The organism is Microcoleus sp. LAD1_D3 (genome assembly GCF_036702135.1).
GTDB lineage: Bacteria > Cyanobacteriota > Cyanobacteriia > Cyanobacteriales > Microcoleaceae > Microcoleus.
Map to the genome: position 1 here is coordinate 13779 of NZ_JAUBSB010000061.1, position 22734 is coordinate 36512.

Genomic DNA, 22734 nt, shown 5'->3' on the forward strand with positions numbered 1-22734 from the left:
CGGGGAGGGTGCCCGATAGGGCGGGTGGGGTGAATGTACTTCATTCAATGGGAATCTACTGTATGTTATAACTAACGACTTATGAGTACGAAAAATCACTTCAATTCTTTACCTGACAGTGCTATTGTCTATAGAGCTTTACTCCGGAGACAATGGATTGACGAAGCAAATTTAGTTGTATCTTCCGCTTACTTACTGCGAGCGAATGAACTGGGTTTATCGGTGACAATTGCCAGTGTTTGTTCCCCCGAACAATGTGCAGCAAAGTTCAACAATTGTTTCGGAGTTGCTAGTCTGCAAGTAGGACAAATTCGTGAATTAGGTTTAGATGCAGTACCTGATTCAGCATCCCACGCTCTGATTGTCGGTTTACCTCAGGTGAAAGATGATCGAAACAGAGCTGAAAGATTGGCCGATTTGTTAGCACAGCGATCGAGCATCGTATGGCAACCTTCGCAAACATAGCTTAGCAAGTTGTCCGATCAAATCCGGGTTAAAAACCCTTGATAATACTGCGCGGTTTCAACCGCCCAGTATTTCTTTGGCGATCGCCTCCACCACCGGCACACAAACCGAATTGCCAATTTGCTTGTAACTTTCCCCTGCACTCGGATAACTCTTAAAATCTTCAGGAAAACCCATAAGACGGTAACATTCCTTCAGCGTCAACTTTCTCACCATATCTTGCTCAGGAATGTAGATAAAAAACCTGCCAGAGGTTTCTTGCGAAGGAATAGTCGGATGCACTCCATCTACCGAATAAATGCGATTAGGCTGTCTGTGAACTCTCGATAAATGTTCTGTATTGGGCCTCACGCCAGTTTTCCAAGTACCTTTATTTCTGTAACCTACAAACAAAAGTCCCGAATCTTGCTTTCTCGGAGACTCAATTAGAGTATACTCTGATTTATTCAATATTTCAAAATCCCCTGTCTCGTCTAGAAATTCCCTGAGTTGGGGAGGAAACTTGCTTTTAAGTCGAGAAAAATTAAATTCTTTACCTTTAGTTGCAATAATGAATATTCTTTCACGATGTTGAGGAATTCCAAAATCTTTAGCATTCAGCATTTTGTAATTCACGCTGTAGCCCAAGTCTTCTAGGCTGGCAATAATTACTTTTAATGTATTTCCCTTGTCGTGATGGATCAAGTGCTTGACATTTTCTAGGACAATTACTTGAGGTTGTTTTACTTTGATAATTTTACAAATCTCGAAAAACAGCGTGCCTCTAGTATCTTCAAAACCCAACTTTTTGCCACAGATGCTAAAAGGTTGGCAAGGAAAGCCGGCGACTAAAACATCAAAGTCTGCTAAATCGGCGGGATTGATGTTACTGATGTCTGCAAAAGGAACGTCACTGAAATTATCCTGGTAAACTTGTCGGCATTTGCTGTTAATTTCGCAGGAAAAAACGCATTCAAAGCCAACTCTTTCAAAACCTTGTCTAAAACCTCCTATTCCTGAAAACAAATCTATAAATTTCATCTATAATTTAATACAAAATGTTATTCATCCCAATGATAACATATTTTATTTCTCTCTCTTATTTCACTCTGCGTTCTCTGCGCTCTCTGCGGTTCATTCTATCAATTTCAACAACTCTTCCTACAGCCCTCAATCTTATACCTCTCATTAAAAGTCGCACAACCCCGCGCCGGACTTAGGCTCAGCCCTGTCCCCAGAGATATCCCAGAGAATAATGTCCCAAACTTGTCCCGCAGCCGACTAAACTAGAAATAGCAGCAAAAATTACAGCTATTGTTTACTTTCTTTCACCAACCATGAGTCAAACCTTGGAAAACCTCACCGCAATCGATGACAACCTATCCAAACGCCACCTCGACCTCGATCCAGGCGGCTACTTCATCATCTATCTCGATCGCGAAACCAGCTTAATTTGTGCCAAACATTTCACCAACATCATCGACGATCGAGGCCTCGCCGTCGATCCCGAAACTGGTAAACCCATCCCCGCCCGTGGCAAAGTAGAACGCACAGAGGTCACACTTTTTACCGGCAGAACCGCCAAAGAACTTTGTGTCAAAATCCTAGAAGAAACCCGCCCCAGCCCGGTGACAATGTTAGATCACGCGGCTTATCTGGGACGGGAATTTGTACGGGCAGAAATTGCATTGTTGAGCGATCGAGAATACGTTCAAGATTAGTGCAGCCCTGCCATATTTTCTTGCAAAACGGCAACCGATCGGATGCAAGCAGCACCGATTACGAAAAACCTTGATACCAGAAATAAGTCACCATCGGAATCACTGTCGCCAACACCAACAGCACAACCACAACAACTGTGGCATTGCCTTGGTCTGTTTCTTCAGCTTTTTTAAACGTGCCTTCAACTTGAATGTTGTCAACAACTTCAGGAGCACCCGGATCGGGTTCGCCCGACAAAACAGTTGCAAGGCGCGTACTTGCAGCCGCAAATGCCTCGTTGTATTTATTGGCTTCCCGCAGCGGCACTTGAACGGTTTCTCCAGCTACACTCTGGGCAATTTCATCGGGTAGCAGGGATTTCACCCCTTCGCCGGTGCGAATTGCCGCGCTGTTGGTAACAGTGTCGAGAACGAGTAAAATTTGATTAGTCTGGTCTTCTTTTGCGGGAAACCATTGTTCAAACAGTTGGTCGGTGAAAGTGGCAGCCGTTTCACCGTAGTCTAAGCGGTGGATGGTGACAAATCTGACTTGTTTCCCTGTTTTGTTTTCCAGGTTGTCGAGCACGCTGGTGATATTGCTTTCGCTGCTGCGGCTGAGCACGTCGCCTTTGTCGAACACCCAAGTTCGATCGCCCGCCGACAACACCGGCATTTCGTACACGCCAGTAGCCAATGCCGGCAATACCGCCATCTGGGATGCGATTAGGGCGATCGCGATCGTCGCCGCCAAAGATTGGAGATATTTTCTCCAGTTAAATAATTGCTTCAGGAGTCTGGTCATGAGGTTAACCGTAAAACTGACTTTTTTCCAAAAATACTATAGAAACCCCCGTAAAATTCATTTTACACAGCGCAATATTTACAATTAGCTCGCCACTCGAACTTCCCGCCCGATTATTTTAGGATTCTAACTATGGAACCAGCAGATACTTATAAAGGTTGGATTATTCAATCCCAGAAAGTCTTCTACGTCGAGGTTTGGGATAGCCGGGGCAACCGTCACGTCGCCGTCCAAAATGCCAAGACAGAGGAGGAAGCTTTGGAATTGGCCAAAAACTGGATTGACAAATATGAGTCACAACCCGGAAGAATGCCGATCGACGTACCCCATCCTTTCGGAGACATGATCGATATGCCATTTTAATGGATACTCCCCAGCTTGTAGGGTGCGTCACATAGAGAAAACCTTTTCAAATCGAGAAATTATGGGGACGGATGCACCCAAAGAATATGCCAGTTGCGTCCAGGAGTGCATTTGTCATGAGATACAATTACGAAATCCCTCGCAATTTCCGCGTATTTTCTACCAAACTCCGAGCAAATTCGTCGAACCTTTCAGACAGTTTTTCATCCAACAATTTACCCTCAGGACTAAAAGCTTTCCAAGCTTGTCCGATCGCAATTTGTTCGGGAATTACCCAAGCGTGCACCCATCTCAAAATGGTTCGCAAATCGTTGAGTGCGTTGTTGTTAACTTGCCCTCCCAAAACGCTAATCGCACCCGCAACCTTCCCGTCCAAATGCTCGAAACTCATCAAATCCAGGGCATTCTTGAGAGCACCGCTGACGCTACCGTGATACTCCGGCGTTGCCAAAATCAAGCCGTCGGCTTGCTTAACCGCATTCTGCAGCTTTTGCACATCTGGGTAATCGATATAATCATTCTCACCATTGCAGAATGGCAGATTGAGCGATCGCAAATCGAAGATTTCAACTTCTGCGCCCAGGGTCTGCGCCCGTTCTGCTGCCACCTTCAACGCTAACTGGCTGTAGGAGCCAGCCCGCAAACTTCCACCAATGCAGACTATTTTTACCATAAAGCTTAAAAACAATAACTGTCGTCCTAAAACGTACTCATTACGAGTATGATTAACATAGCAAGTTCGATCGGCAACTGTCAATCGATTTGAGATTTTAGATTTACGCACGGGGCCCAGAAACCGGGTTTTTTGAGCAAAATCCTTGGTTATAGCCCGCAGATTAGGTAAAAAACCCGGTTTCTTGAGGAGTCGTGGGTAAGTTCAGTGGAGTGGGCCCAGAAACCGGGTTTTTGAGCAAAATCCTTGGTTATAGCCCGCAGATTAGATAAAAAACCCGGTTTCTTGAGGAGCCGTGGATTCAAAACCCCCCTCTTGAGGGGCATCTTACAGATGCCTGCGAGAGATAAACCCATCCAACACCCGCCATCTTGTTAAAATAAATGAACGTAGCAAACCACAAGCGGTCAATCTTGGCAGTCTTCAACCTTGGGCAAAGCAATATGAAAAATTCTTGGAAACACGCATGGCTGGGGCATCTAGCTGTAAACAAAGACAAGTCGAGCCAGAATCCTAAAAAATCAATTCCAGGACGGAATCTGTGGCGCATCCTGGGCAGTTTGGTGATTTCTCAAGGAATATTGCTCTCGACCCCGGTGTTTGCCGAGAGCGCGCCAAACACCATGAGTTACAGCCAACTGATCGACAACATAGAAAAAGGGCAAGTCAGTAGAGTCGAAGTAGACGAAACTCAAAAAACTGCCAAGGTTAGGCTAAAAAATCAAAAAAGCGATCAGACTCAATCAGTTAGTCTGTTCGACTACAACAACCGAGAACTGTACTCGCAAATCCGCGCCAAAAAGATTGACTTTGAAGTCAAACAAACAGCCGACAACGCCGCCGCAGTCAGTTTAGTAGTAAACTTGCTAGTGATTTTTGCAGTGTTGGCAGTGTTGATGGCAATCCTGCGCCGATCAACCCAATCTCAAGGAAATGCCATGAACTTCGGCAAATCCAGAGCCCGTTTCCAAATGGAAGCAAAAACCGGCGTGATGTTCGACGACGTAGCAGGCATCGAAGAAGCTAAAGAAGAACTGCAAGAAGTCGTAACTTTCCTCAAAAAACCCGAACGCTTCAACGCCATCGGCGCCAAAATTCCCAGAGGAGTTCTGTTAATCGGGCCTCCCGGAACCGGTAAAACAATGCTGGCAAAAGCCATCGCCGGCGAAGCAGCCGTCCCCTTCTTCAGCATCTCCGGTTCCGAATTTGTCGAAATGTTTGTCGGAGTCGGCGCCTCCCGCGTCCGCGACTTGTTCCGCAAAGCTAAAGAAAATTCGCCCTGCATCGTCTTCATCGACGAAATAGACGCGGTAGGAAGGCAGCGCGGCGCTGGTATCGGTGGCGGCAACGACGAACGCGAACAAACTCTCAACCAGTTGCTGACAGAAATGGACGGCTTTGAGGGTAACAGTGGCGTGATTGTGATTGCAGCTACTAACCGGCCCGACGTGCTCGATACCGCCCTGCTGCGGCCCGGCAGGTTCGATCGGCAAGTAACGGTAGATTTACCCAGCTACAAAGGGCGGTTAGGGATTTTGCAAGTTCACGCGCGCAACAAAAAACTCGACCCAGAAGTTGCCCTAGACACGATCGCCCGCCGCACTCCCGGCTTTTCCGGCGCCGACTTGGCAAACTTGCTCAACGAAGCAGCAATTCTCACCGCGAGGCGTCGCAAAGACACGATTACTAACTTAGAAGTTTACGACGCGCTCGACCGGATCACGATCGGGCTTAGCCTCAACCCGCTGCTGGACAGCAAGAAAAAGTGGATAGTAGCATACCACGAAGTCGGACACGCCCTAGTCGCTACCATGCTTAAAAATGCCGATCCACTTGAAAAAGTAACGATTATTCCGCGTTCCGGCGGCATCGCAGGCTTTGCTAAGTTTGCCCTCGACGACGAAATGCTCGATAGTGAAGGTTTGAGGAGTCGGGCTTGGCTATTAAGCCAGATTACAGTAGCCTTGGGGGGACGGGCGACAGAGGCTGAAGTTTACGGCGATGCTGAAGTAACTATGGGTGCCAGCGGCGATATCAAAGCAGTTAGCAGTCTCGCCAGGGAGATGGTAACGCTTTATGGAATGTCGGATTTGGGCCCTGTGGCTTTTGAAAGTCCGAACAATGAGGTGTTTTTGGGCCAAAACTGGAATTCGCGATCCGAGTATTCCGAAGACATGGCAACCAAGATTGATCGCCAAGTCCGGGAAATTGCCTTTGACTGCTACGAAGAAGCTCGCCGAATTATCCGCGAAAACCGCGCTTTGGTAGATAAACTTGTCGAAGCGCTGTTGGATGAAGAAACCATCGACGGCGACGAGTTCCGCCAAATTGTCGAGCGGTACACCGAGTTGACCAAAAAAGAGTTAGCCCCAACGTAAAGAGTCATTAGTCATTGGTCATTAGTCATTAGTCCACAGTTATTAGTTAGTAGTTGGTTTGTCAGTTGTCAGCAGTCATATCAAATCCGGTGGCATCGGAATTATGTAGTGCGAGCGGGGACGATCGCACTGACCTGATCCAAATATATAATTCCGATGCCACCGGAAACCATATCATTGGTCATGGGTAATTGGTAAGGGTTCGGTGGGACGCACTACTTCTTCCCTCTTCCCTCTTCCCTCTTCCAACTGACAACTAACAACTGACAACTGACTAATTAAGATTGTTGCGCGTACATTTCCCGGAGTACCAAAGCCGGGTCTACCCAACGGCCGCCGTACTTCAGTCCCCAGTGCAAGTGAGGCCCACTCGTGCGGCCGGTCATCCCAACTCTGGCAATTCTCGCACCCGCAGGCACTGTTTGACCTTGCCAAATTTGCAAGGTACCTTCGCTATCGGTATAATAACGCCCGCCGTTAGCCGTTAGCACTCGGCCTCTGAGGTGACAGTAGATGTGTTCCCAATTTCCCGATCGCACCACCATACCAGTGCCGCACCTGCCATCTTCCCAAACTTCGGAAATTTGGCCGCCCCACCAATTACGGATATAGCTGCCTTCCGGGGCTGCCAAGTCCAAACCGTAATGAAAATCCCCGCCACGGGGGCCGAAGGCGGAAGTGTATGTTTCAAAGTTTTCGACTGGAAAAGAAGCTTCTTGCCACAAATTACCCGTCGCTACTCTGGTTGGTAAGCCTGACTGAGCTTTGACCACCTGCTGCTGCAAATAAGGGCTGATCAAAACAATGCCGATCGAAAGTGCCAGCAGCAGCATCTGTCTGAGACGAAAAAAGCGTTTTGCCGTCAGCGGGCCTCTAGAGTCTTGCAGGATTTTTTTCACGGCTCAAAGTTAAATGTGTGTGGGAGTTTGCGTTGTCTGTTAGGCTCACATCTTGCACCCTTGTCAATAAAGCTTTCAGGGGCGGGCTTTCCGGCCCGTTCCACAAAAAAATTATTCTTTGTAGAACGGGCCGGAGAGCCCGTTTCTGAGGTGCAAGATGTAAGTTATGCCAATTCGCTGCAAGATTGGCTTTGAGCTCTACCCGCGATCGCGAATCAGTTTAATAACAACGTGTATCTTACTCCATCCAAAACCCGTGTCAAGGCTTCCGGGTAAATGCCCAGGGGTGATAAAGCTTCTTCCAGGTTCATGAAGTACACCATAAAGCTATATTGTGTGGTGTTAATCTGTAGGGTGCGGATCTGCGAAATATTGGTGGATAAAACTTACAGATTGCTGATGGCGACGCACCAAACAGCAGGCGATCGCCAGATTGTGTGTACCACATCTACATGGAATATGCTGTAATAAAAAAATTGGCCGAGGAATTCCTGCTGCGGTTGAACTCGATCGAGCTTTTGCTTGACACTATAGTTAGTTAGTTCCGGGATTTTGGATGTCATCCAAAATCTCAAATTCATAACACACATCAAGCAATGCTTACTGAAATTTTTCCCTTTAGTTTTGCCATAGACGCAACTGCGATCGCCGGTGCGTCCTTGTGGTCTTTGGCCCTGTACTGGGGCCTGTCGCCCCTGACAGAATGGGTAATCCTGCAACTCAACCGCTGGATGAATTTTGCCGAGAGATCCCTCTACACCTCAGAAGCCGAGTTTGAAAGAACCCGCCAAGCCAGAGAAGCTCAAAATGCCTTTTACGCTTCGCTGTTGAGCATTCTGCCCTTTTTGATTGTGGGCGGATTGTGCAATTGGGGCGTCGAATTGTCTCTGGGCACTGGTTGGGCGGTATCTATGGGTACGATCGCCTGTATTGGTGGCGGCGTGTACGAGCTCGGCCGCCGAGACGGCGAGGAGTCTTAGGGGATTTTGGATTTTGGATTTTGGACAGGACTTACGCGCAGGTAGTTAGAAACCTGGTTTTTGCGACAATATTTCGTTGTCACCTGCAGATTCCCTAAAAAACCCGGTTTCTGTTTCTTTTCTTGAAGCGCGTAATTACTGTATGATTGTCGCTCAAAAATTAGGATGTAAAGCTATGAAACTAAAGTGGTTGATACCTGCAATTATCTCATCTTTTGCGATCGTTGTTATTCCTGCGAAAGCGGCTGAAACCAGGTGCGGATGGTTAATAAATCCCACGCCTGCTAATTGGTATCTCAAAGACAAAGATGCTCAGTGGACTATCTCGGCACAAGGGGGATATCAAGCCGGAGGAATGAACAATATTCCTCCTTTTAACGACGATGAATATGTCAAAACTAATGTTAATTATGGCTATGGCTGTGCTTGTCTAAATGTGGTGACAGATAGAAATCGAATGAGAATTACCACGATACAAGGTGGTGAACAATTACCCCTCTCGACTTGTCGAAAAGATCCGAATTTGCCAAAAATTCGTTAGTTGTGGCGAAACCATACAATTTTTTTAACTCAGTCAAATGAACTTTCAACCCGAATTAACATCATTACATCAAGCCCGCGCCACATTTAAAAAAAATTGGGGATACGACGACTTTCGCCCGCCCCAAGCAGAAATTGTCAGCAGTTTGCTAGCCGGAAAAGATACACTTATAATTATGCCGACAGGTGGCGGCAAATCAATCTGCTTTCAACTGCCAGCTTTGTTACAAACAGGCTTAACGTTGGTAGTTTCGCCGTTAGTCGCACTGATGGAAAATCAAGTGCAAGAATTGCGCGATCGCAATCTTCCCGCTTCCCTCCTCCACAGTCAATTGCCAACACCGCAGCGCCGACAAACTATGCAATCGCTGCAACAAAACAAATTAAGATTGCTGTACCTGTCTCCCGAAACATTACTCAGCAAACCTGTTTGGGAAATTATCAGTCAGCCACACATCCAAATTAACGGTTTAATATTAGATGAAGCTCACTGTTTAGTGCAGTGGGGCGATACCTTTCGACCAGCTTACCGTCGTTTGGGAACAGTGCGATCGGCTTTGTTGAAAGCTAAACCAGCAAATAGTAAAATTGCGATCGCAGCTTTCACCGCTACCGCCAACCTGGAAGCACAGCAGACAATTAAAAATGTCTTGCAACTGCAAAAACCCGAAGCATTTCTGCTAAGTCCCTACCGTTCTAACCTGCACCTGCAAGTGCAAACAGTCTGGACGCCGAGAGGACGAAAACAGCAGTTGTTAAATTTTATTAAAGCTCGACCAAAACAAGCAGGTTTAGTCTATGTCCGCACTAGAAAAGATAGCGAAAGCTTGGCGGATTTGTTGAAAGCAGCAGGTTATGAAACAGCCGCATATCATGCAGGTTTAAGTCCAGAATCACGACGACAAATAGAAAAAGCTTGGCTGAACAATGACCTTAAATTTGTGACTTGTACCTCAGCGTTCGGGATGGGAATTAATAAGCCTGATGTCCGGTGGGTTGTTCATTATCAAGCACCTTTGCTATTATCGGAATACATTCAGGAAATTGGTAGAGGCGGACGCGACGGCAAATCGGCGATCGCCCTGACATTGATTAGCGAACCCACGGGTTTGCTATATCCAGAAGATAAACAAAGAAAGGAATTTTTTCAAGATAAATTGCGATCGCAATACCGAGAAGCTCAGCAATTAGCCAAAAAACTGCCAGTTAAAGGCGATATAGAAGCAGTTTCCCGCGAATTCCCCGAAAGCGCGATCGCCCTTTCAATCTTGCACAGCAGCGGACAATTAACATGGCAAGATCCTTTTAATTATGCGATCGATAAATCTGCACAGCAAAAAGCCGAAAAATTAAATTTTACTGCAGCCGAAGAAATGGCAAAATATCTCAAACATCGCGAGTGCAGGTGGCAATTTTTGCTCCAAGCTTTTGGGTTTGCCAAGGAAGCTAAATCAATGCGCTGCGGCCACTGCGACAATTGTCGATAGAAAAGACGATTATACTCAAACGACTTAACCACTCCGACCAAAGAAACCGGGTTTTTTACCCAGTCTGCGGGCAGAAACGAAGTATTGCTGTGAAAAAAAACCGGTTTCTCGCTACCCGTGCGATCGCGAACTAACTCATAGATGTTATGATTAAGATATTTGCTTGACAGACTTGGCAAAAAATAGTAAAAAGTAAATGATAGAAACAGACACTGCGGCACAGATTTACACAGTAGAAAATACAGAAGAATTCGATCGCAGTAATGTCAATCAGCGATTAGATATTTGGCTGTCAAACCAGATACCGGACTTATCCCGATCGCGCATCCAAAGCCTCATATCACAAGGCAACGTCAAAGTCAACGACGAAACCTGCACCTCGAAAAAAATATCAGTAAAAACGGGCGATCGCATCCACCTCACTTTACCCGAAACCCAGCCCACTTCCTTGCAGGCCGAAGCAATTTCCCTCGACATTCTTTACGAAGACGACAGCCTAATTATTATCAACAAACCAGCCGGATTAGTCGTCCATCCAGCCGCCGGACACCAAGACGGTACATTAGTCAACGCCCTGTTAGCCCACTGTCCCCTAGCAGAAATAGGTGGAGTTCAGCGGCCGGGAATCGTGCACAGATTAGACAAAGATACGACAGGTGCGATCGCGATCGCCAAAACCGACATCGCCCACCAACACCTGCAAGCCCAACTCAAAACCAAAACCGCCCGCCGCGAGTATTTAGGCATAGTTTACGGGGCTCCCAACACCGAAACAGGCACAATAGACCTACCCATAGGGCGGCATCCCACAGACCGCAAAAAAATGGCGGTAGTACCAGTAGAAAAAGGCGGTCGCCCCGCAGTTACTCACTGGACAATCAAAGAAAGAATCGGCAACTATTGTTTAATGCACTATCAATTAGAAACCGGCCGCACTCATCAAATTCGCGTGCATACAGCCGAAATAAAACATCCGATTGTGGGCGACCCGATGTACAGTTCCAACCGTTCCATCGGCGTCAATTTAACAGGACAAGCCCTCCACGCATGGCGGCTGACATTGCAGCATCCCGTAACAGGAGAATTAATAGAGGCGATCGCACCTTTGCCCGATCAATTCAACACTTTATTGAAAATATTGCGGTTGCGCTCTCAAACTTGATATGTTGGGCAGTTAACACTGGTAGTTTCTATGTCTAAATTTGAGGAACTTTGCAAAGCTTACGCCGCATCCCGGCAAGCATACCGCGAATCCTGCGAAGCTGGTCAGGATTTTAGTGAAATTTTTATCAAGCAAATGAGCGATTATTTGGAATGCGCGATTCAAAACCAAAATCAGAAGTTTGATGAAAATGGGATACTGTATTTTGATGGTGCGATCGATGTTTGCGAAAATCCCGAAAATCCCGAAAAGGCCGATCGCGAAACAGTCGAAATATCTTTGAGTGTTAACAAAGTTATTGACAATTTCATTGTCACGGTTTATCCTTGGGGTCACGAATTCAAGATTCTCCTTGATGAACCCAGACACTTTGAAGAAGCTTTTGAATACATTTTTGATCGACTCCAATCAGCTTATACTGGCGTAAGTCTGTTACCGTCAGAACCAGCTCCTGTACCTTTTTAATGACTAAAGTCCTTACTATAAACCTTTTTTTCCCTGCCTTTTGTCTTGATTAAACTTCTTGCCTAAATCTGTGATGTAAGAGGGCAACCGCAGATGAAAACAGATGAACGCAGATGAACGCAGATACATTTAAAGATAGGAGAGCGAAGAAGGGCTTCAACTCAAGTCTAATATTTATCTGTTAAATCCTGTAGATTGCTCGTTGCCGAACTTCTTTCCAAAAAAGTATGAGCCCTGAGTTTTGGATTCCAAGTTTATCAAAAAACTCAAACCTCAAAACTCAAGACTCAAAACTCTCTCAGCCTAAAAGCCGATCGATTCAGTTGATCGCCCGACACAAATAATCGCATCAGGGCAGCATCAATTACCGGCGACGGGGAACCATCGTCTCGATATTGATATTAGCCAGAGGCACGCGCTGCGGCGGACTAGCAGGCATGGGCATATTGCGCGCCATACCCAAATAGTTCGACGGATCGCCAGCCTTCGGTTGCTGCTCTTGAGGAACAAAACGGCGCACCCCAGTCTGCCAGATGATTTGCGGGAAGCCAAGCTGCGAACGGTGGTATTCGCTGTAGCGGGGCGTCTTCAAGTTGAAAGGAGTGTCCCCTCCAACTCGCTGAGGCAAAATTCGGCGCTGCTGGTAAGGTATTGTGTCATAGCCGAACTTTTCCAGGTACTCTTCGCTATTGACCAACTCGTCAATAAAGCCTTGAGGCCCCTTATTGGCTACTACGATCGACCAAGCAATCTTTTCGCGCTCGCTGTAAACATCCCGGCCCAAAATGCGCTGCACGCACATTTCCACAAACCGATAGTTGCTGTTAGTTTGGTAATTCCGCTCTAGGAAAGGAGAAGAAGTCGCCAAACCGCGAATAAAGTCCCGCACAGTAATTTGGCCGAACTTGAGTTGCGACTCCAAAGACTTTTGGCGGTTGCTCTTGAGGATTTGGTGTTCGCTGTAAATCTGGCGATATCCAGCCCAAATCAAATTTTCCATGTCTCCAGACGAGAGCACATTTTCAGTTGTGAAAACTCTGGGCTGCTCGTCGCTCCCCACTTCAAAACCAGCAACGCGCTGGTTTTGGCTCTTGGGGGCGTAGCTTAATAAAGGAAGCGCCACGTTAAAATCTCCGTTATCTCAAATTTCAGAAATAGTTGACACCGTGAGCTGCCAGCATAACGGATACAACTAACCAACATACAGATTAGGGGATTCCCGCAATCTAAATCTGATTTTCCTGAATTTTTGCAACAATCTGTAACATTTGTTGACTTTGGGGAAGTCATTAGTCAGCAGTCATTCGTCATTAGTGAGCAGTCAGCAGTCGGCTGAGTCTCGAAACGACGCCAAAGTAATAACCAATGACCAATGACTAATGACCAATGACTAATGACCAATGACTAATGACTAAATTACCAGCCCAGAGCCGAATAAAACTCGCTGGCGGGCACTTGATCTGCTGCTGCTTCAGATGTTGCATCCGAGTCTGGTTGCACCCTAATTTCGGTACAAAAAGTCGAAGTGCTGAAACCGCCAAAGCGCTTTACCGTACTCGTCCGCATCCGCACGTTCGGATTAGGAAACCAGAAACGCTCGATCGAACTCATCGTCTCGTATTCGGTAATCAGCAGCAGCGCATCCTCATCATCCATCTCAAAACGGCCAGCCACCGGCACAATTTCCGCATAGCCCCGTTCGCGCAACATCAAACCCTGCCGGGGATTTTCAGGATCGGGGACGATCGCGAACACCGTAGACCCTTTATGATTCTCATCATCCTTATCCCACGCCATCGAGCCGTGCCAAGTCACAAAAGCCCCCCCAGCAGCCCGGCTCGGATCGACTTCGTGCATCTTGCAAATCTCGGCGACTCTCGCATCATCCGCACCCAGCGCCGTTACCTGAATATTTGAATCCCCAATCTCCGCTTGGCGGAAAGCGAGGTGGTGAGTGCTGCGCTGAGAACGCCACTCCCCAGCACTGCTTTGAAAAAACTCCATGGCATCCATACAAACTAGCTCCTTTGGCTTAGGCTTCCCTGTCTTTACGCCTTTTTATGATAAGGCTCCCCCCACTTAGATGTACTTTTGCTACACAAATTAGTCTCAAAATGTGTACTTTGGACATATTGTCAAGTGAATGTTATGATAGTTTACAATGTAGGAGACACAACAAATCCTGCGAAACGTCATTCCGATCAATTTCGCATCAATCTCAGCAAACTGGAGGAGCGATTTATGGATATGCCTACAACCAGCCTCAGCATGGAACAGCAGTTCAAACTTCAAGTGCTGCGCGAAGAAGTCAAAAGGTTAAGCCAAGACCAAGCTCAGGAATACTTGCTCGAAGTTATGCGGCAAAACATGGTAAAAGAAAACCTGTTAAAGCATTGGATGAAGAATATGTGAACTCTTCGAGCACTTCTTCACAAAAATCAGTGGCTTGTATCTGCAAAAAGTACGATCGAGCTTTTAATCATAAAATCCAGAATCCCGCTTTCTCCAAGAAAGCGGGATTCTAAATTGACAAAAGCTTTACGCGGTTTTTTTGTCGCTACCAGACTCAGCAAATTAAATATTTTTAGTCTCTGAGAAAGGGACTTCGTTTGTGTAGCGATAGGTTAAAACCTGTCGGGGAATCAACCAAAACGGCCGCTCACATAATCCAAAGTAGACTCTTCTTTCGGACTTTGGAAAATTACCTCAGTCTTGTCACACTCCACAAGATAGCCAAATCGCTTCCCATCGTCAGAAAGTTTAGCATTGAAAAAAGCAGTCAGGTCAGAAACCCGAGAAGCCTGCTGCATATTGTGAGTAACGATCACGATCGTATACTTTTCCTTGAGTTCCCGCATCAACTCCTCAATCTTAATCGTAGAAATCGGGTCAAGAGAAGCGCAAGGTTCATCCATTAACACTACATCAGGATTAATCGCGATCGCCCTAGCAATACACAAACGCTGCTGCTGGCCACCCGAAAGAGAAAAACCGCTTTGCTTCAACTTATCCTTCACCTCATCCCACAAATAAGCTTGGCTGAGCGATTTTTCCACCAGCTCATCCATATCCCCCTTATAATTGTTCACCCTCGCACCGTAAGCAATATTGTCATAAATCGACTTCGGGAAAGGATTCGGCTTTTGAAACACCATCCCAATCTTGCGGCGCACCTCCACAGCATCAATATCAGGATCGTAAAGATTTTGACCGTGGTAATCAATTCTACCCTCTAAACGAAAACCGTTAACTAAATCGTTGAGGCGGTTAAAAGAGCGCAGAATTGTACTTTTACCGCAGCCAGACGGCCCAATCAAGGCAGTAATGCGATTTTTGGGAATCTCCATAGAAACATTTTTAACCGCGTGAAAAGCGCCGTAAAAAATATTGATATTTTCTGTCCGTAAAATTGTTTCCGTTTGCTGGTCTAAATCCATCATCATACAAGTAACAATCCAATCGAATTTTACAAAATAAGGAGAAGATGAGAGTTGTAAAGTTGAAGATGGGAAAAATCTTCCTTCTTCGTTCTTCCTTCTTCCTTTAATAAACTTTTTGGCGAGTTGCCCAGCGAGAAAGAATACTCGTCAGCAAAACCATAAGCACCAAAATCAAAGATGCAGCCCAAGCCAATTCTTTCTGTGCCTTAAAAGGAACCGTTGCAAAGTTGTACACCAAAACCGAAAGACTCGGAGTTGGCTTATCAAATCCTCCCGGCCAAAAAGGCGAATTCAGCGCCGTGAAAATCAAAGGAGCAGTCTCTCCAGCAGCCCGAGCAATTGCCAGTGTCACACCCGTTAAAATAGCTGGAATTGCTGCAGGCAAAACCACCTGCAACACCGTTTGATAATTTGAAGCACCCACACCAACCGACGCCCATCTAATATCTTGCGGGACGATTTGTAGAGCTTCGTCAGTAGTCCGCACAATCGTCGGCAACATCAGCACAGCCAGCGCCGCACCCCCTGCAATTGCCGAAAAACCTCCCATATTTACCACGAACAAACCGTAGGCAAATACCCCGGCAATAATCGAAGGAACCCCGCTGAGGACATTAGTAGCAAAGCGTACCCAGCGAGCTATTGAGCCTGTGCTGAACTCCGACAAATAAATTGCTGCCAACACACCAAACGGAACAGCAATTAAAGAAGCAATTCCTACGGTCATTAACGTACCGACAATTGCATTAGCAATCCCGCCTCCCGACAGTCCGGGCGGCGGCGGCAGCTTGGTAAACAAATCTAAATTCAGGCGATTGAAACCTTGTACGGTTACGTAGGAAAGCACTGCGAACAAAGGCAGCAGAGTGATGACCAGACTAGCTCCAGCCAGTACACTCATTGCCAGATTAAACAGCGCTTGCGGGCTGTTTTTAACCTTCTTTAAACTGCCTGTTTTCGATACCAAAGGATTCTCGTCGGAGACGCTATTTGACATAAACTAAAACTATGTAGGAAATCGCGGCAAACTTCTAGTTGTACTTCGCTCTTACTTGAGAAACAATCCACTCTGCCAAAATATTAACAATCAGTGTCATAATAAACAGAATTAGCCCAGTGTACATCAGAGCTGATACTTGCAACCCGGAGGCTTCCGCAAACTGATTGGCCATCAGAGAGGCAATAGTATTTGCCGGAGCTAGCACAGAAAGACTTAACTGATTGGAATTGCCAATTAACAGAGTTGCAGCCATTGTTTCTCCCATGGCGCGACCAAGCCCGAGCATGATTCCCCCGACAATGCCGGAAAAAGCCGCCGGTACGAGCACTCTAAAAATTGTTGTCCAGCGAGTAGCTCCTAAACCTAGAGATGCTTGCCGCAATTCGGGTGGGAGACTTGCCAAAGAGTCGCGGGAGATAGCAGTAATAATGGGCAAAGTCATGACTCCCAAAATTACTCCGGCTGGTAACATTCCCGGGCCAACTGGCGGGGTGCTAAAAATCGGCAGCCATCCCAAAGTGCCGTTGAGAAACTTGCCGAGAGTGGTAATCAGGGGAATCAATACAGCAATTCCCCACAAACCGTAGACTACGCTGGGAATGGCGGCTAAAAGTTCTACTAGAAAAACCAAAGCTGTCCGCACTGGCAGCGGCAAAAAATCTTCACTCAAGAAGATGGCAGTCCCTACTCCTAATGGTACTGCAATTAGGAGCGCGATCGCCGAACTGATGATCGTCCCGTAAATCATCGGCAGCGCACCGTACTCTTCTTTAACCGGATTCCAGCTACTGCTAAATAGAAATCCCAAACCGTACTGTTGAATCGCAGGTAAAGCCCTGTAAGCAACGGTGAGCGCGATTACCAGCAAAATTACACCAACTCCTATTCCCAAAATCCGCGTCAGCCAGATAAAGCCTTCGTCTAAAGACTTTTCTGCCCCAGAGCGCGATCGGCTCTTTGATTGAGCGCTGTGATTATCTGAAATCATAGAAAAAAAAACCAAATATATAGTAGCCGAAAATAGCCTGTTTCCCAAAAAGCTAGAAGGAAGCAGAAAGAAAGACCATAAATAAAATCAAAGAGGGGCGGGTTTATTAATCCCCTGACTGTTCAACAAATATTTCTGATAAAACCCGCCCCTACAGAAATATCTCTCTTTTTTTCTTCCGTCTTCCGTCTTCCCTCTTCCTTCTTCCGTCTTCCCTCCTCCTTCAATTGCTATTTGGCAACCTCAATCTTGTAGTCAGGGCTGATGCCGTCAGCGGCCGCTGCTACTTTTTCTTTAACGTTTTGGGGGAGAGGAACGTAGCCCAATTCGGAACTAACTTTTTGACCTTGATTCAAGCCGTATTCAATCATAGCCTCGATTGATTTGGCTTTGTTGGGGTCAGCAACTGTTTTGGGAACGAGCATCCAAGTGTAGCTAACAATAGGATAGGACTCTGCCCCTTCCGGATCGGGAATGAACGCCCGGAGATTCTCCGGTAGTACCACTGCTTCAAGGGTTTTTGCCCCCACTGGGTCGGTGTACACTACAAAATTGCCGGCTTTATTCTCCAGGGCAGCAAACTTGATATTGTTGTTCTTGGCGTAGCCGTACTCAATGTAGCCCATAGCGCCAACGGTTTGTTGAATAGAAGCCGTGACACCTTCATTCCCCTTGCCGCCAAGCTTACCGGCAGAAGGCCACTCTACTGTCTTGCCTTCCCCTACTTTTTCTTTCCATTCTGGACTGATGGCGCTGAGGTGTTTTGTGAATACGTCTGTCGTACCACTGCCGTCAGAACGGTGTACAACTGTGATATTTTGGTCTGGCAGTTTAGCGCCCGGGTTAGCAGCAGCAATTTTGGGGTCGTTCCACTTGGTGATGTTCCCCAAGAAGATATTTGTGTAAACGTCTCTTGGCAACTTCAGTTCGGGTACGTCAGGCAGGTTGTAGGCGAGGACGATGCTGCCAGCCGACATCGGCAGCAAGAGCACGCCTCTGTCCGCTGGCAGCTTCCCAATTTCCTCGTCACTCATGGCGGTGTCGCTGGCTCCAAAGTCTACCGTACCTTTGGTAAACTGTTCGACTCCGGCGCCGCTGCCCACTGACTGATAATTGATCTGTAATTTGGGGTTGGTGGTGTTGAAATCTTGAAACCAACGCTGGTAGAGGGGGGCAGGAAATGTCGCGCCGGCACCCGTCAGGGCTACGTTTGTTGCTAGGGCGAGTTTGGTGTTTGCTGCTGTGCCGGTGGCTGCAACGGGGGATGCTGCGGTGTCGCCGGGGCTGGGGCTGCTGGTTGTGGTTGGGCTTTCGGTGCGGCAAGCTGCTACACTGAGGGCGATCGCCATAACGGAAATTGCAGTAGTCAAACGGTTTGGATTAATCAAGTTGAGACGAAAAAGCATAGGTATAAAAAATCTGCGATCGTTATAGGGGTGTCCCGCATCAGCATAGCGCGCAAAAGTAAAGGTTAGGTTAAGAATCTTTACACTTAATGGCAAATTAATATTAATTAATATTATTAATTAATTGATGAGCTTGACAATAGTGAGTTTATAAGATAAAGACCAGATAAATTTGTACGGAAACAAGCATTCGATCGCCCGATCGCGAAAAATTCCCCATTAAATTATCACAAGATCGAGGCTTGAGAACCAGAAAACCATACAATGGTGGTTTTTTTGACAGTAGTGCTAGTATTAAGAATTTAAAAGCTGCGGGCATTGAAGCTTGCCTCTGACAAATGCCTTCTGCCTTATACCTTCTGACGAATGCCGTTTGATGATAATGCCTGCTCCTATTGAATTAATCTGGGCTGTTATTGGTTTGCTCCTGACGATAGGAGGCACTTTTTTGCCTGCATCTGTCACAATTCCGATTGGGTTGTGGGACGATCGAGGACTTCAGGCGTACTCTTTAGGTGTTACCTATCAAATTGGAGCCGTTTTGCTAGTAGGCTGCATGGGGGGGAAAAATGCTGCGGCTCTCTCGCAAATTGCCTATTTGGCATTAGGATTAACTTTGTGGCCAGTTTTTTCTCAAGGCGGCGGCATCGGCTATCTAAAAGAAGCGAGTTTTGGGTATTTGCTGGGTTTTGTGCCTGGTGCTTGGGTGTGTGGCTGGGTGGCTTTTAAGGTGGCTTCGCGGCTGGAATCTATGGCTTTTAGCTGTTTATGCGGTTTGTTCACTGTTCACGCGATCGGCTTAATTTATCTAATTTTTACTTATTGGCTACCTCCGGCAAAAAAAACACCTTTATTCGATGAGATTCTTAAATATTCAGTTTATCCTCTGCCGGGACAATTGGCGGTAGTTTGTGCGATCGCAGTGCTGTCATTTACTTTACGCCGCTTGATGTTTTATTAATTACGAAGGAAGTTCGGCAACGGATTGTGTAACGGATGTAACGGATGTTAGGAAGAAGGAAGAAGGAAGAAGGAAGGAGGAAGAGGTAACTGGTAATTGTGCAAAATAAGGTTATACTATCATTGCCCAACGGGAGAGTCATCGCGCTGCGGCTGGGATTGCTTTTATCCACTGCATTCTGCTCGCAATGACAAGTGAGATTGCAGTAAATTCTCTCATGCCCGATGCCCCATTTTCTATTGCTTAATTCATGCGTTTTAAAAGAAATCCCTTGTTCTGGGTTGCTGCTGTTATCAGTTTATTTTTAGACCACCTGACTAAGTTTTGGGTGGTGCAAAATTTTGACTTGACGATTCCTCCGCAGACGCAGCCGCTGTTACCCGGAGTGTTTCACTTCACTTATGTTGTTAATACCGGTGCGGCTTTTAGTCTTTTCAGCAATGGCGGGGCGATTTGGTTGCGGTGGCTGTCTTTGGGCGTTAGTGTGGGATTGATAGTGCTGGCTTGGTTCGGGCCGCGAATTAACCGCTGGGAACAAGCTGGCTACGGTTTGATTTTGGGGGGAGCACTGGGGAACGGGATCGATCGATTTGTTTCTGGCCATGTTGTAGATTTTATCGATTTTCGGCTGATTCGGTTCCCGGTATTTAATCTGGCCGATGTGTTTATTAATGCTGGGATTATTTGTTTGCTGATTGCAACTTTTCACAGTGCACCGCCGCCTAGAAATCAGGACGAGCGCGATTCTATTTCAGAGTAACTTTTAAGAAGTCAATCAATTTTAGATTTTAGATTTTAGATTAACCCACGCACCGGCTGTACCGTTCTCAGGTTTATCGGGTGCGGAGCTTTTTTTTGCTTATCCACTGATGAAGCCAGGGGCCTCGCCACCAATTGCTTTCGGTCATTTGTCCGTTGTCTGTTACCAGAAGGTATAGGTGTCAATTTGGGGTTAGAGTCATTTATGAGCTATAATTAGATTTTTTATTGCTAAGGCTAAACTCGATCGCGATTCAAAACACTTTGGTTACAAAGCCCCGGATTTATCCGTGGGATAAATTCCCAAATTTAAAATTTAAAATCTAAAATCTAAAATCTAAAATCTAAAATCGGATGACTCCTAATCCATTTGCCCAAGAACGCTTACTATTTGCCCCAGCAACCCCCGATGCTGATGCTATCCCGACTATTTTTGCTTTTCCCAACGAGTACACGGTTGGTATTACCAGTCTCGGCTATCAGATAGTGTGGGCAACTTTGGCTGTGCGATCGGATATTGAAGTGGGCCGTTTATTTACTGATATCCGCGAACAACTTCCCCGACATCCAGAGTTACTGGGTTTTTCGCTTTCTTGGGAACTAGACTATGTAAATATTCTAAATTTATTGGAATCTCTAGAAATTCCGATTTGGGCTTCTAAACGAACTGATAATCATCCGATCGTATTCGGCGGTGGTCCGGTTTTTACTGCTAATCCAGAACCTTTTGCAGATTTTTTTGATGTAATTTTGCTGGGAGATGGCGAACATCTCATTGACAATTTTATTGATGCTTATAAAGAAGTCCGTACCGCCGACAGACACACTAAATTGCGGCATTTAGCCCAAGTTCCGGGAGTTTACGTCCCCAGTTTATACGAAGTAACTTATCTGGATGCGACTGAGGGGATTAAATCGATTCATCCTGTCGATTCGGGAATTCCCAGTGTGGTTGAAAAACAGACTTATCGCGGCAATACTTTATCTGCTTCCACTGTGGTGACAGAAAAAGCGGCTTGGGAAAATATTTACATGGTGGAAGTGGTTCGGAGTTGTCCAGAAATGTGCCGTTTTTGTTTGGCAAGTTATCTGACTTTGCCGTTTAGAACGGCGAGTTTGGAGGCTTCGCTAATTCCGGCGATCAATCGCGGTTTAGCTGTGACTAATCGTTTGGGTTTGCTGGGTGCTTCGGTCACTCAGCACCCGGAATTTGAAGCGTTGCTGGATCATTTAAATCATCCGAAATACGACGGCGTGCGGCTGAGTCTTTCTTCGGTAAGGACGAATACGGTGACAGTTAAGCTAGCAGAAATATTGACAAACAGAGACAGCAAATCTGTGACAATTGCGGTGGAAAGCGGGAGCGATCGCCTCCGCAAAATCGTTAACAAAAAACTCACAAATGACGAAATTATTCAAGCTGCTATCAATGCTAAAGCTGGCGGATTAAAGGGAATTAAACTTTACGGGATGGCGGGAATTCCCGGCGAAGAAATGGAGGATTTAGAGGAGACGGTGGAGATGATGCGGGCGATTAGAAAAGCCGCTCCCGGTTTGCGGTTGACTCTGGGATGCAGCACTTTTGTCCCGAAATCCCACACTCCTTTTCAGTGGTTTGGAGTGAATAAAGATGCGGAGAAGAGGCTGAAGTTTTTAGATAAAGAATTGCGTAAGTTAGGTTTAGAATTTAGACCTGAAAGCTATAACTGGTCGGTGATTCAAGGTTTGTTATCAAAGGGCGATCGGCGGTTGTCTCGGCTGTTGGAATTAGTGCGGCATTACGGCGATACTTTGGGCAGTTATCGGCGGGCATTTAAGGAGTTGCGGGGACAGTTGCCTGAGATGGATTTTTATGTTTTTCAAGAGTGGGAATTGGAGCAGGTTTTGCCTTGGAGTCATTTAAAAGGGCCGCTACCGGAGGCGACTTTGAAAAAACATTTGGCTGAGGCGATGAGTCATACAACACGACAGCCAAATCAAGAATGTGAGAATTCACTAAGTCGCGTTTAGTAAATTAGATTATAATAGCCTCATGCGTGTTATTAGCCGAAAACGATTAAAATAATTTTGGGAAACACACCCCAATGCTGAAACAAGTCTGTTGCTGTGGTATCAGCGTAGTTGTGATGCTGAATGGCAAGTTTAGTAGATATTCGTAAAGTATTTCCTTCGGCTGACTTAGTAGGTAACTTTACGGTATTTAATCCAGTAGATTCCATGTATATGTGGTACACTAGATTCAGTAGCCTCACCAGAAAAAATGAAAGCTTATTCAATAGAGTTTCGT

The 22734-nt window shown here is 46.2% G+C and carries 25 protein-coding genes; 13 read left to right on the plus strand and 12 right to left on the minus strand.

From position 1 onward, the window contains the following. Positions 1–81: 81 nt before the first annotated feature. Entirely contained in the window at positions 82–465 is a 384-nt protein-coding gene (locus QUA74_RS24550; RefSeq protein WP_333334332.1) for a hypothetical protein, read from the plus strand. A gap of 57 nt (positions 466–522) precedes the next feature. Here QUA74_RS24550 and dcm read toward each other — a convergent pair whose 3' ends face one another. After that, positions 523–1485 (minus strand): DNA (cytosine-5-)-methyltransferase, encoded by a 963-nt coding sequence (gene dcm, locus QUA74_RS24555; RefSeq protein WP_333334334.1) that lies wholly within the window; start codon positions 1483–1485, stop codon positions 523–525. A 296-nt stretch (positions 1486–1781) separates the two neighbouring features. Here dcm and QUA74_RS24560 point away from each other — a divergent pair, with 296 nt between their 5' ends. Beyond that, a complete protein-coding gene (locus QUA74_RS24560; protein WP_333334336.1) occupies positions 1782–2165 on the plus strand; it encodes a DUF4346 domain-containing protein in 384 nt (127 codons plus the stop codon). Between the two features lie 58 nt (positions 2166–2223). Here QUA74_RS24560 and psb32 read toward each other — a convergent pair whose 3' ends face one another. Continuing rightward, positions 2224–2946: a photosystem II repair protein Psb32 gene (gene psb32 / locus QUA74_RS24565; protein WP_333334337.1), complete on the minus strand. Its 723-nt coding sequence runs from the start codon at positions 2944–2946 to the stop codon at positions 2224–2226. Positions 2947–3078: 132 nt separating this feature from the next. Here psb32 and QUA74_RS24570 point away from each other — a divergent pair, with 132 nt between their 5' ends. Continuing rightward, on the plus strand, positions 3079–3309 hold the full coding sequence (locus QUA74_RS24570; RefSeq protein WP_332984916.1) for a hypothetical protein: 231 nt from the start codon (positions 3079–3081) through the stop codon (positions 3307–3309). A 127-nt stretch (positions 3310–3436) separates the two neighbouring features. Here QUA74_RS24570 and QUA74_RS24575 read toward each other — a convergent pair whose 3' ends face one another. Beyond that, a complete protein-coding gene (locus QUA74_RS24575; protein WP_333334369.1) occupies positions 3437–3982 on the minus strand; it encodes an NADPH-dependent FMN reductase in 546 nt (181 codons plus the stop codon). Positions 3983–4425: 443 nt separating this feature from the next. Between QUA74_RS24575 and ftsH the strand changes: the two genes are divergently transcribed. Further along, a complete protein-coding gene (ftsH, locus tag QUA74_RS24580; RefSeq protein WP_333334339.1) occupies positions 4426–6360 on the plus strand; it encodes an ATP-dependent zinc metalloprotease FtsH in 1935 nt (644 codons plus the stop codon). A 278-nt stretch (positions 6361–6638) separates the two neighbouring features. Here the strand turns inward: ftsH and QUA74_RS24585 are convergent, their stop codons facing one another. After that, positions 6639–7193, minus strand: coding sequence for a M23 family metallopeptidase (locus tag QUA74_RS24585; RefSeq protein ID WP_445251598.1), 555 nt, complete (start codon positions 7191–7193; stop codon positions 6639–6641). 452 nt (positions 7194–7645) lie between these two features. Then, positions 7646–7822, minus strand: coding sequence for a hypothetical protein (locus QUA74_RS24590; protein WP_333334343.1), 177 nt, complete (start codon positions 7820–7822; stop codon positions 7646–7648). A gap of 33 nt (positions 7823–7855) precedes the next feature. On the opposite strand from QUA74_RS24590, the gene QUA74_RS24595 reads away from it, so the two are divergent. The 5 genes from QUA74_RS24595 to QUA74_RS24615 all read left to right on the plus strand — a co-directional run bounded on the left by QUA74_RS24595 (position 7856) and on the right by QUA74_RS24615 (position 11893). Beyond that, positions 7856–8239 (plus strand): hypothetical protein, encoded by a 384-nt coding sequence (locus QUA74_RS24595; RefSeq protein ID WP_333162726.1) that lies wholly within the window; start codon positions 7856–7858, stop codon positions 8237–8239. Between the two features lie 175 nt (positions 8240–8414). Then, positions 8415–8780 carry a DUF4087 domain-containing protein gene (locus QUA74_RS24600; protein ID WP_333334345.1) on the plus strand — a complete coding sequence of 122 codons (366 nt, stop codon included), beginning with the start codon at positions 8415–8417 and terminating at the stop codon, positions 8778–8780. 37 nt (positions 8781–8817) lie between these two features. Beyond that, on the plus strand, positions 8818–10266 hold the full coding sequence (locus tag QUA74_RS24605) for a RecQ family ATP-dependent DNA helicase (protein WP_333334347.1): 1449 nt from the start codon (positions 8818–8820) through the stop codon (positions 10264–10266). 196 nt (positions 10267–10462) lie between these two features. Further along, entirely contained in the window at positions 10463–11428 is a 966-nt protein-coding gene (locus tag QUA74_RS24610; protein ID WP_333334348.1) for an RluA family pseudouridine synthase, read from the plus strand. A 30-nt stretch (positions 11429–11458) separates the two neighbouring features. After that, the gene (locus tag QUA74_RS24615) at positions 11459–11893 is read left to right on the plus strand and encodes a hypothetical protein (RefSeq protein ID WP_333334350.1); all 435 of its coding nucleotides are present in this window, start codon (positions 11459–11461) and stop codon (positions 11891–11893) included. Between the two features lie 364 nt (positions 11894–12257). On the opposite strand, the gene QUA74_RS24620 is transcribed toward QUA74_RS24615, so the two are convergent. Together QUA74_RS24620 and QUA74_RS24625 are read right to left on the minus strand one after the other, a co-directional pair. Further along, the gene (locus tag QUA74_RS24620; protein WP_333334352.1) at positions 12258–13016 is read right to left on the minus strand and encodes a phycobilisome rod-core linker polypeptide; all 759 of its coding nucleotides are present in this window, start codon (positions 13014–13016) and stop codon (positions 12258–12260) included. 293 nt (positions 13017–13309) lie between these two features. Beyond that, positions 13310–13906 carry a phycobiliprotein lyase gene (locus QUA74_RS24625; RefSeq protein ID WP_333334354.1) on the minus strand — a complete coding sequence of 199 codons (597 nt, stop codon included), beginning with the start codon at positions 13904–13906 and terminating at the stop codon, positions 13310–13312. A gap of 228 nt (positions 13907–14134) precedes the next feature. Here QUA74_RS24625 and QUA74_RS24630 point away from each other — a divergent pair, with 228 nt between their 5' ends. Continuing rightward, on the plus strand, positions 14135–14305 hold the full coding sequence (locus QUA74_RS24630; protein ID WP_242716365.1) for an NblA/ycf18 family protein: 171 nt from the start codon (positions 14135–14137) through the stop codon (positions 14303–14305). 230 nt (positions 14306–14535) lie between these two features. On the opposite strand, the gene pstB is transcribed toward QUA74_RS24630, so the two are convergent. The 4 genes from pstB to pstS form a co-directional block, all read right to left on the minus strand. Next, on the minus strand, positions 14536–15336 hold the full coding sequence (gene pstB / locus QUA74_RS24635; protein ID WP_333334356.1) for a phosphate ABC transporter ATP-binding protein PstB: 801 nt from the start codon (positions 15334–15336) through the stop codon (positions 14536–14538). A gap of 100 nt (positions 15337–15436) precedes the next feature. After that, the gene (pstA, locus tag QUA74_RS24640; protein WP_333334358.1) at positions 15437–16330 is read right to left on the minus strand and encodes a phosphate ABC transporter permease PstA; all 894 of its coding nucleotides are present in this window, start codon (positions 16328–16330) and stop codon (positions 15437–15439) included. A gap of 34 nt (positions 16331–16364) precedes the next feature. Further along, entirely contained in the window at positions 16365–17321 is a 957-nt protein-coding gene (gene pstC / locus QUA74_RS24645) for a phosphate ABC transporter permease subunit PstC (protein WP_333334359.1), read from the minus strand. Between the two features lie 230 nt (positions 17322–17551). Further along, complete coding sequence (gene pstS, locus QUA74_RS24650; RefSeq protein WP_333334361.1) at positions 17552–18727, minus strand: phosphate ABC transporter substrate-binding protein PstS; 1176 nt, start codon at positions 18725–18727, stop codon at positions 17552–17554. A gap of 382 nt (positions 18728–19109) precedes the next feature. Here pstS and QUA74_RS24655 point away from each other — a divergent pair, with 382 nt between their 5' ends. The 3 genes from QUA74_RS24655 to QUA74_RS24665 all read left to right on the plus strand — a co-directional run bounded on the left by QUA74_RS24655 (position 19110) and on the right by QUA74_RS24665 (position 22457). Beyond that, positions 19110–19688, plus strand: a complete 579-nt coding sequence (locus tag QUA74_RS24655; RefSeq protein ID WP_006635529.1) for a biotin transporter BioY — start codon at positions 19110–19112, stop codon at positions 19686–19688. A gap of 250 nt (positions 19689–19938) precedes the next feature. Beyond that, a complete protein-coding gene (gene lspA / locus QUA74_RS24660; protein ID WP_333334363.1) occupies positions 19939–20448 on the plus strand; it encodes a signal peptidase II in 510 nt (169 codons plus the stop codon). A 353-nt stretch (positions 20449–20801) separates the two neighbouring features. Continuing rightward, entirely contained in the window at positions 20802–22457 is a 1656-nt protein-coding gene (locus QUA74_RS24665) for a radical SAM protein (protein WP_333334365.1), read from the plus strand. Positions 22458–22489: 32 nt separating this feature from the next. On the opposite strand, the gene QUA74_RS24670 is transcribed toward QUA74_RS24665, so the two are convergent. Next, positions 22490–22734: hypothetical protein (locus QUA74_RS24670; RefSeq protein WP_333334367.1), on the minus strand; the 245-nt coding region annotated here is incomplete at its 5' end.

What these genes read in the sequence shown, in the direction of transcription:
- QUA74_RS24550 (WP_333334332.1), top strand. Translation starts at nt 82, where the DNA reads ATGAGTACGAAAAATCACTTCAATTCTTTACCTGACAGTGCTATTGTC.
- dcm (WP_333334334.1), bottom strand. Translation starts at nt 1,485, where the DNA reads ATGAAATTTATAGATTTGTTTTCAGGAATAGGAGGTTTTAGACAAGGT.
- QUA74_RS24560 (WP_333334336.1), top strand. Translation starts at nt 1,782, where the DNA reads ATGAGTCAAACCTTGGAAAACCTCACCGCAATCGATGACAACCTATCC.
- psb32 (WP_333334337.1), bottom strand. Translation starts at nt 2,946, where the DNA reads ATGACCAGACTCCTGAAGCAATTATTTAACTGGAGAAAATATCTCCAA.
- QUA74_RS24570 (WP_332984916.1), top strand. Translation starts at nt 3,079, where the DNA reads ATGGAACCAGCAGATACTTATAAAGGTTGGATTATTCAATCCCAGAAA.
- QUA74_RS24575 (WP_333334369.1), bottom strand. Translation starts at nt 3,982, where the DNA reads ATGGTAAAAATAGTCTGCATTGGTGGAAGTTTGCGGGCTGGCTCCTAC.
- ftsH (WP_333334339.1), top strand. Translation starts at nt 4,426, where the DNA reads ATGAAAAATTCTTGGAAACACGCATGGCTGGGGCATCTAGCTGTAAAC.
- QUA74_RS24585 (WP_445251598.1), bottom strand. Translation starts at nt 7,193, where the DNA reads ATGCTGCTGCTGGCACTTTCGATCGGCATTGTTTTGATCAGCCCTTAT.
- QUA74_RS24590 (WP_333334343.1), bottom strand. Translation starts at nt 7,822, where the DNA reads ATGACATCCAAAATCCCGGAACTAACTAACTATAGTGTCAAGCAAAAG.
- QUA74_RS24595 (WP_333162726.1), top strand. Translation starts at nt 7,856, where the DNA reads ATGCTTACTGAAATTTTTCCCTTTAGTTTTGCCATAGACGCAACTGCG.
- QUA74_RS24600 (WP_333334345.1), top strand. Translation starts at nt 8,415, where the DNA reads ATGAAACTAAAGTGGTTGATACCTGCAATTATCTCATCTTTTGCGATC.
- QUA74_RS24605 (WP_333334347.1), top strand. Translation starts at nt 8,818, where the DNA reads ATGAACTTTCAACCCGAATTAACATCATTACATCAAGCCCGCGCCACA.
- QUA74_RS24610 (WP_333334348.1), top strand. Translation starts at nt 10,463, where the DNA reads ATGATAGAAACAGACACTGCGGCACAGATTTACACAGTAGAAAATACA.
- QUA74_RS24615 (WP_333334350.1), top strand. Translation starts at nt 11,459, where the DNA reads ATGTCTAAATTTGAGGAACTTTGCAAAGCTTACGCCGCATCCCGGCAA.
- QUA74_RS24625 (WP_333334354.1), bottom strand. Translation starts at nt 13,906, where the DNA reads ATGGATGCCATGGAGTTTTTTCAAAGCAGTGCTGGGGAGTGGCGTTCT.
- QUA74_RS24630 (WP_242716365.1), top strand. Translation starts at nt 14,135, where the DNA reads ATGGATATGCCTACAACCAGCCTCAGCATGGAACAGCAGTTCAAACTT.
- pstB (WP_333334356.1), bottom strand. Translation starts at nt 15,336, where the DNA reads ATGATGATGGATTTAGACCAGCAAACGGAAACAATTTTACGGACAGAA.
- pstA (WP_333334358.1), bottom strand. Translation starts at nt 16,330, where the DNA reads ATGTCAAATAGCGTCTCCGACGAGAATCCTTTGGTATCGAAAACAGGC.
- pstC (WP_333334359.1), bottom strand. Translation starts at nt 17,321, where the DNA reads ATGATTTCAGATAATCACAGCGCTCAATCAAAGAGCCGATCGCGCTCT.
- pstS (WP_333334361.1), bottom strand. Translation starts at nt 18,727, where the DNA reads ATGCTTTTTCGTCTCAACTTGATTAATCCAAACCGTTTGACTACTGCA.
- QUA74_RS24655 (WP_006635529.1), top strand. Translation starts at nt 19,110, where the DNA reads ATGCCTGCTCCTATTGAATTAATCTGGGCTGTTATTGGTTTGCTCCTG.
- lspA (WP_333334363.1), top strand. Translation starts at nt 19,939, where the DNA reads ATGCGTTTTAAAAGAAATCCCTTGTTCTGGGTTGCTGCTGTTATCAGT.
- QUA74_RS24665 (WP_333334365.1), top strand. Translation starts at nt 20,802, where the DNA reads ATGACTCCTAATCCATTTGCCCAAGAACGCTTACTATTTGCCCCAGCA.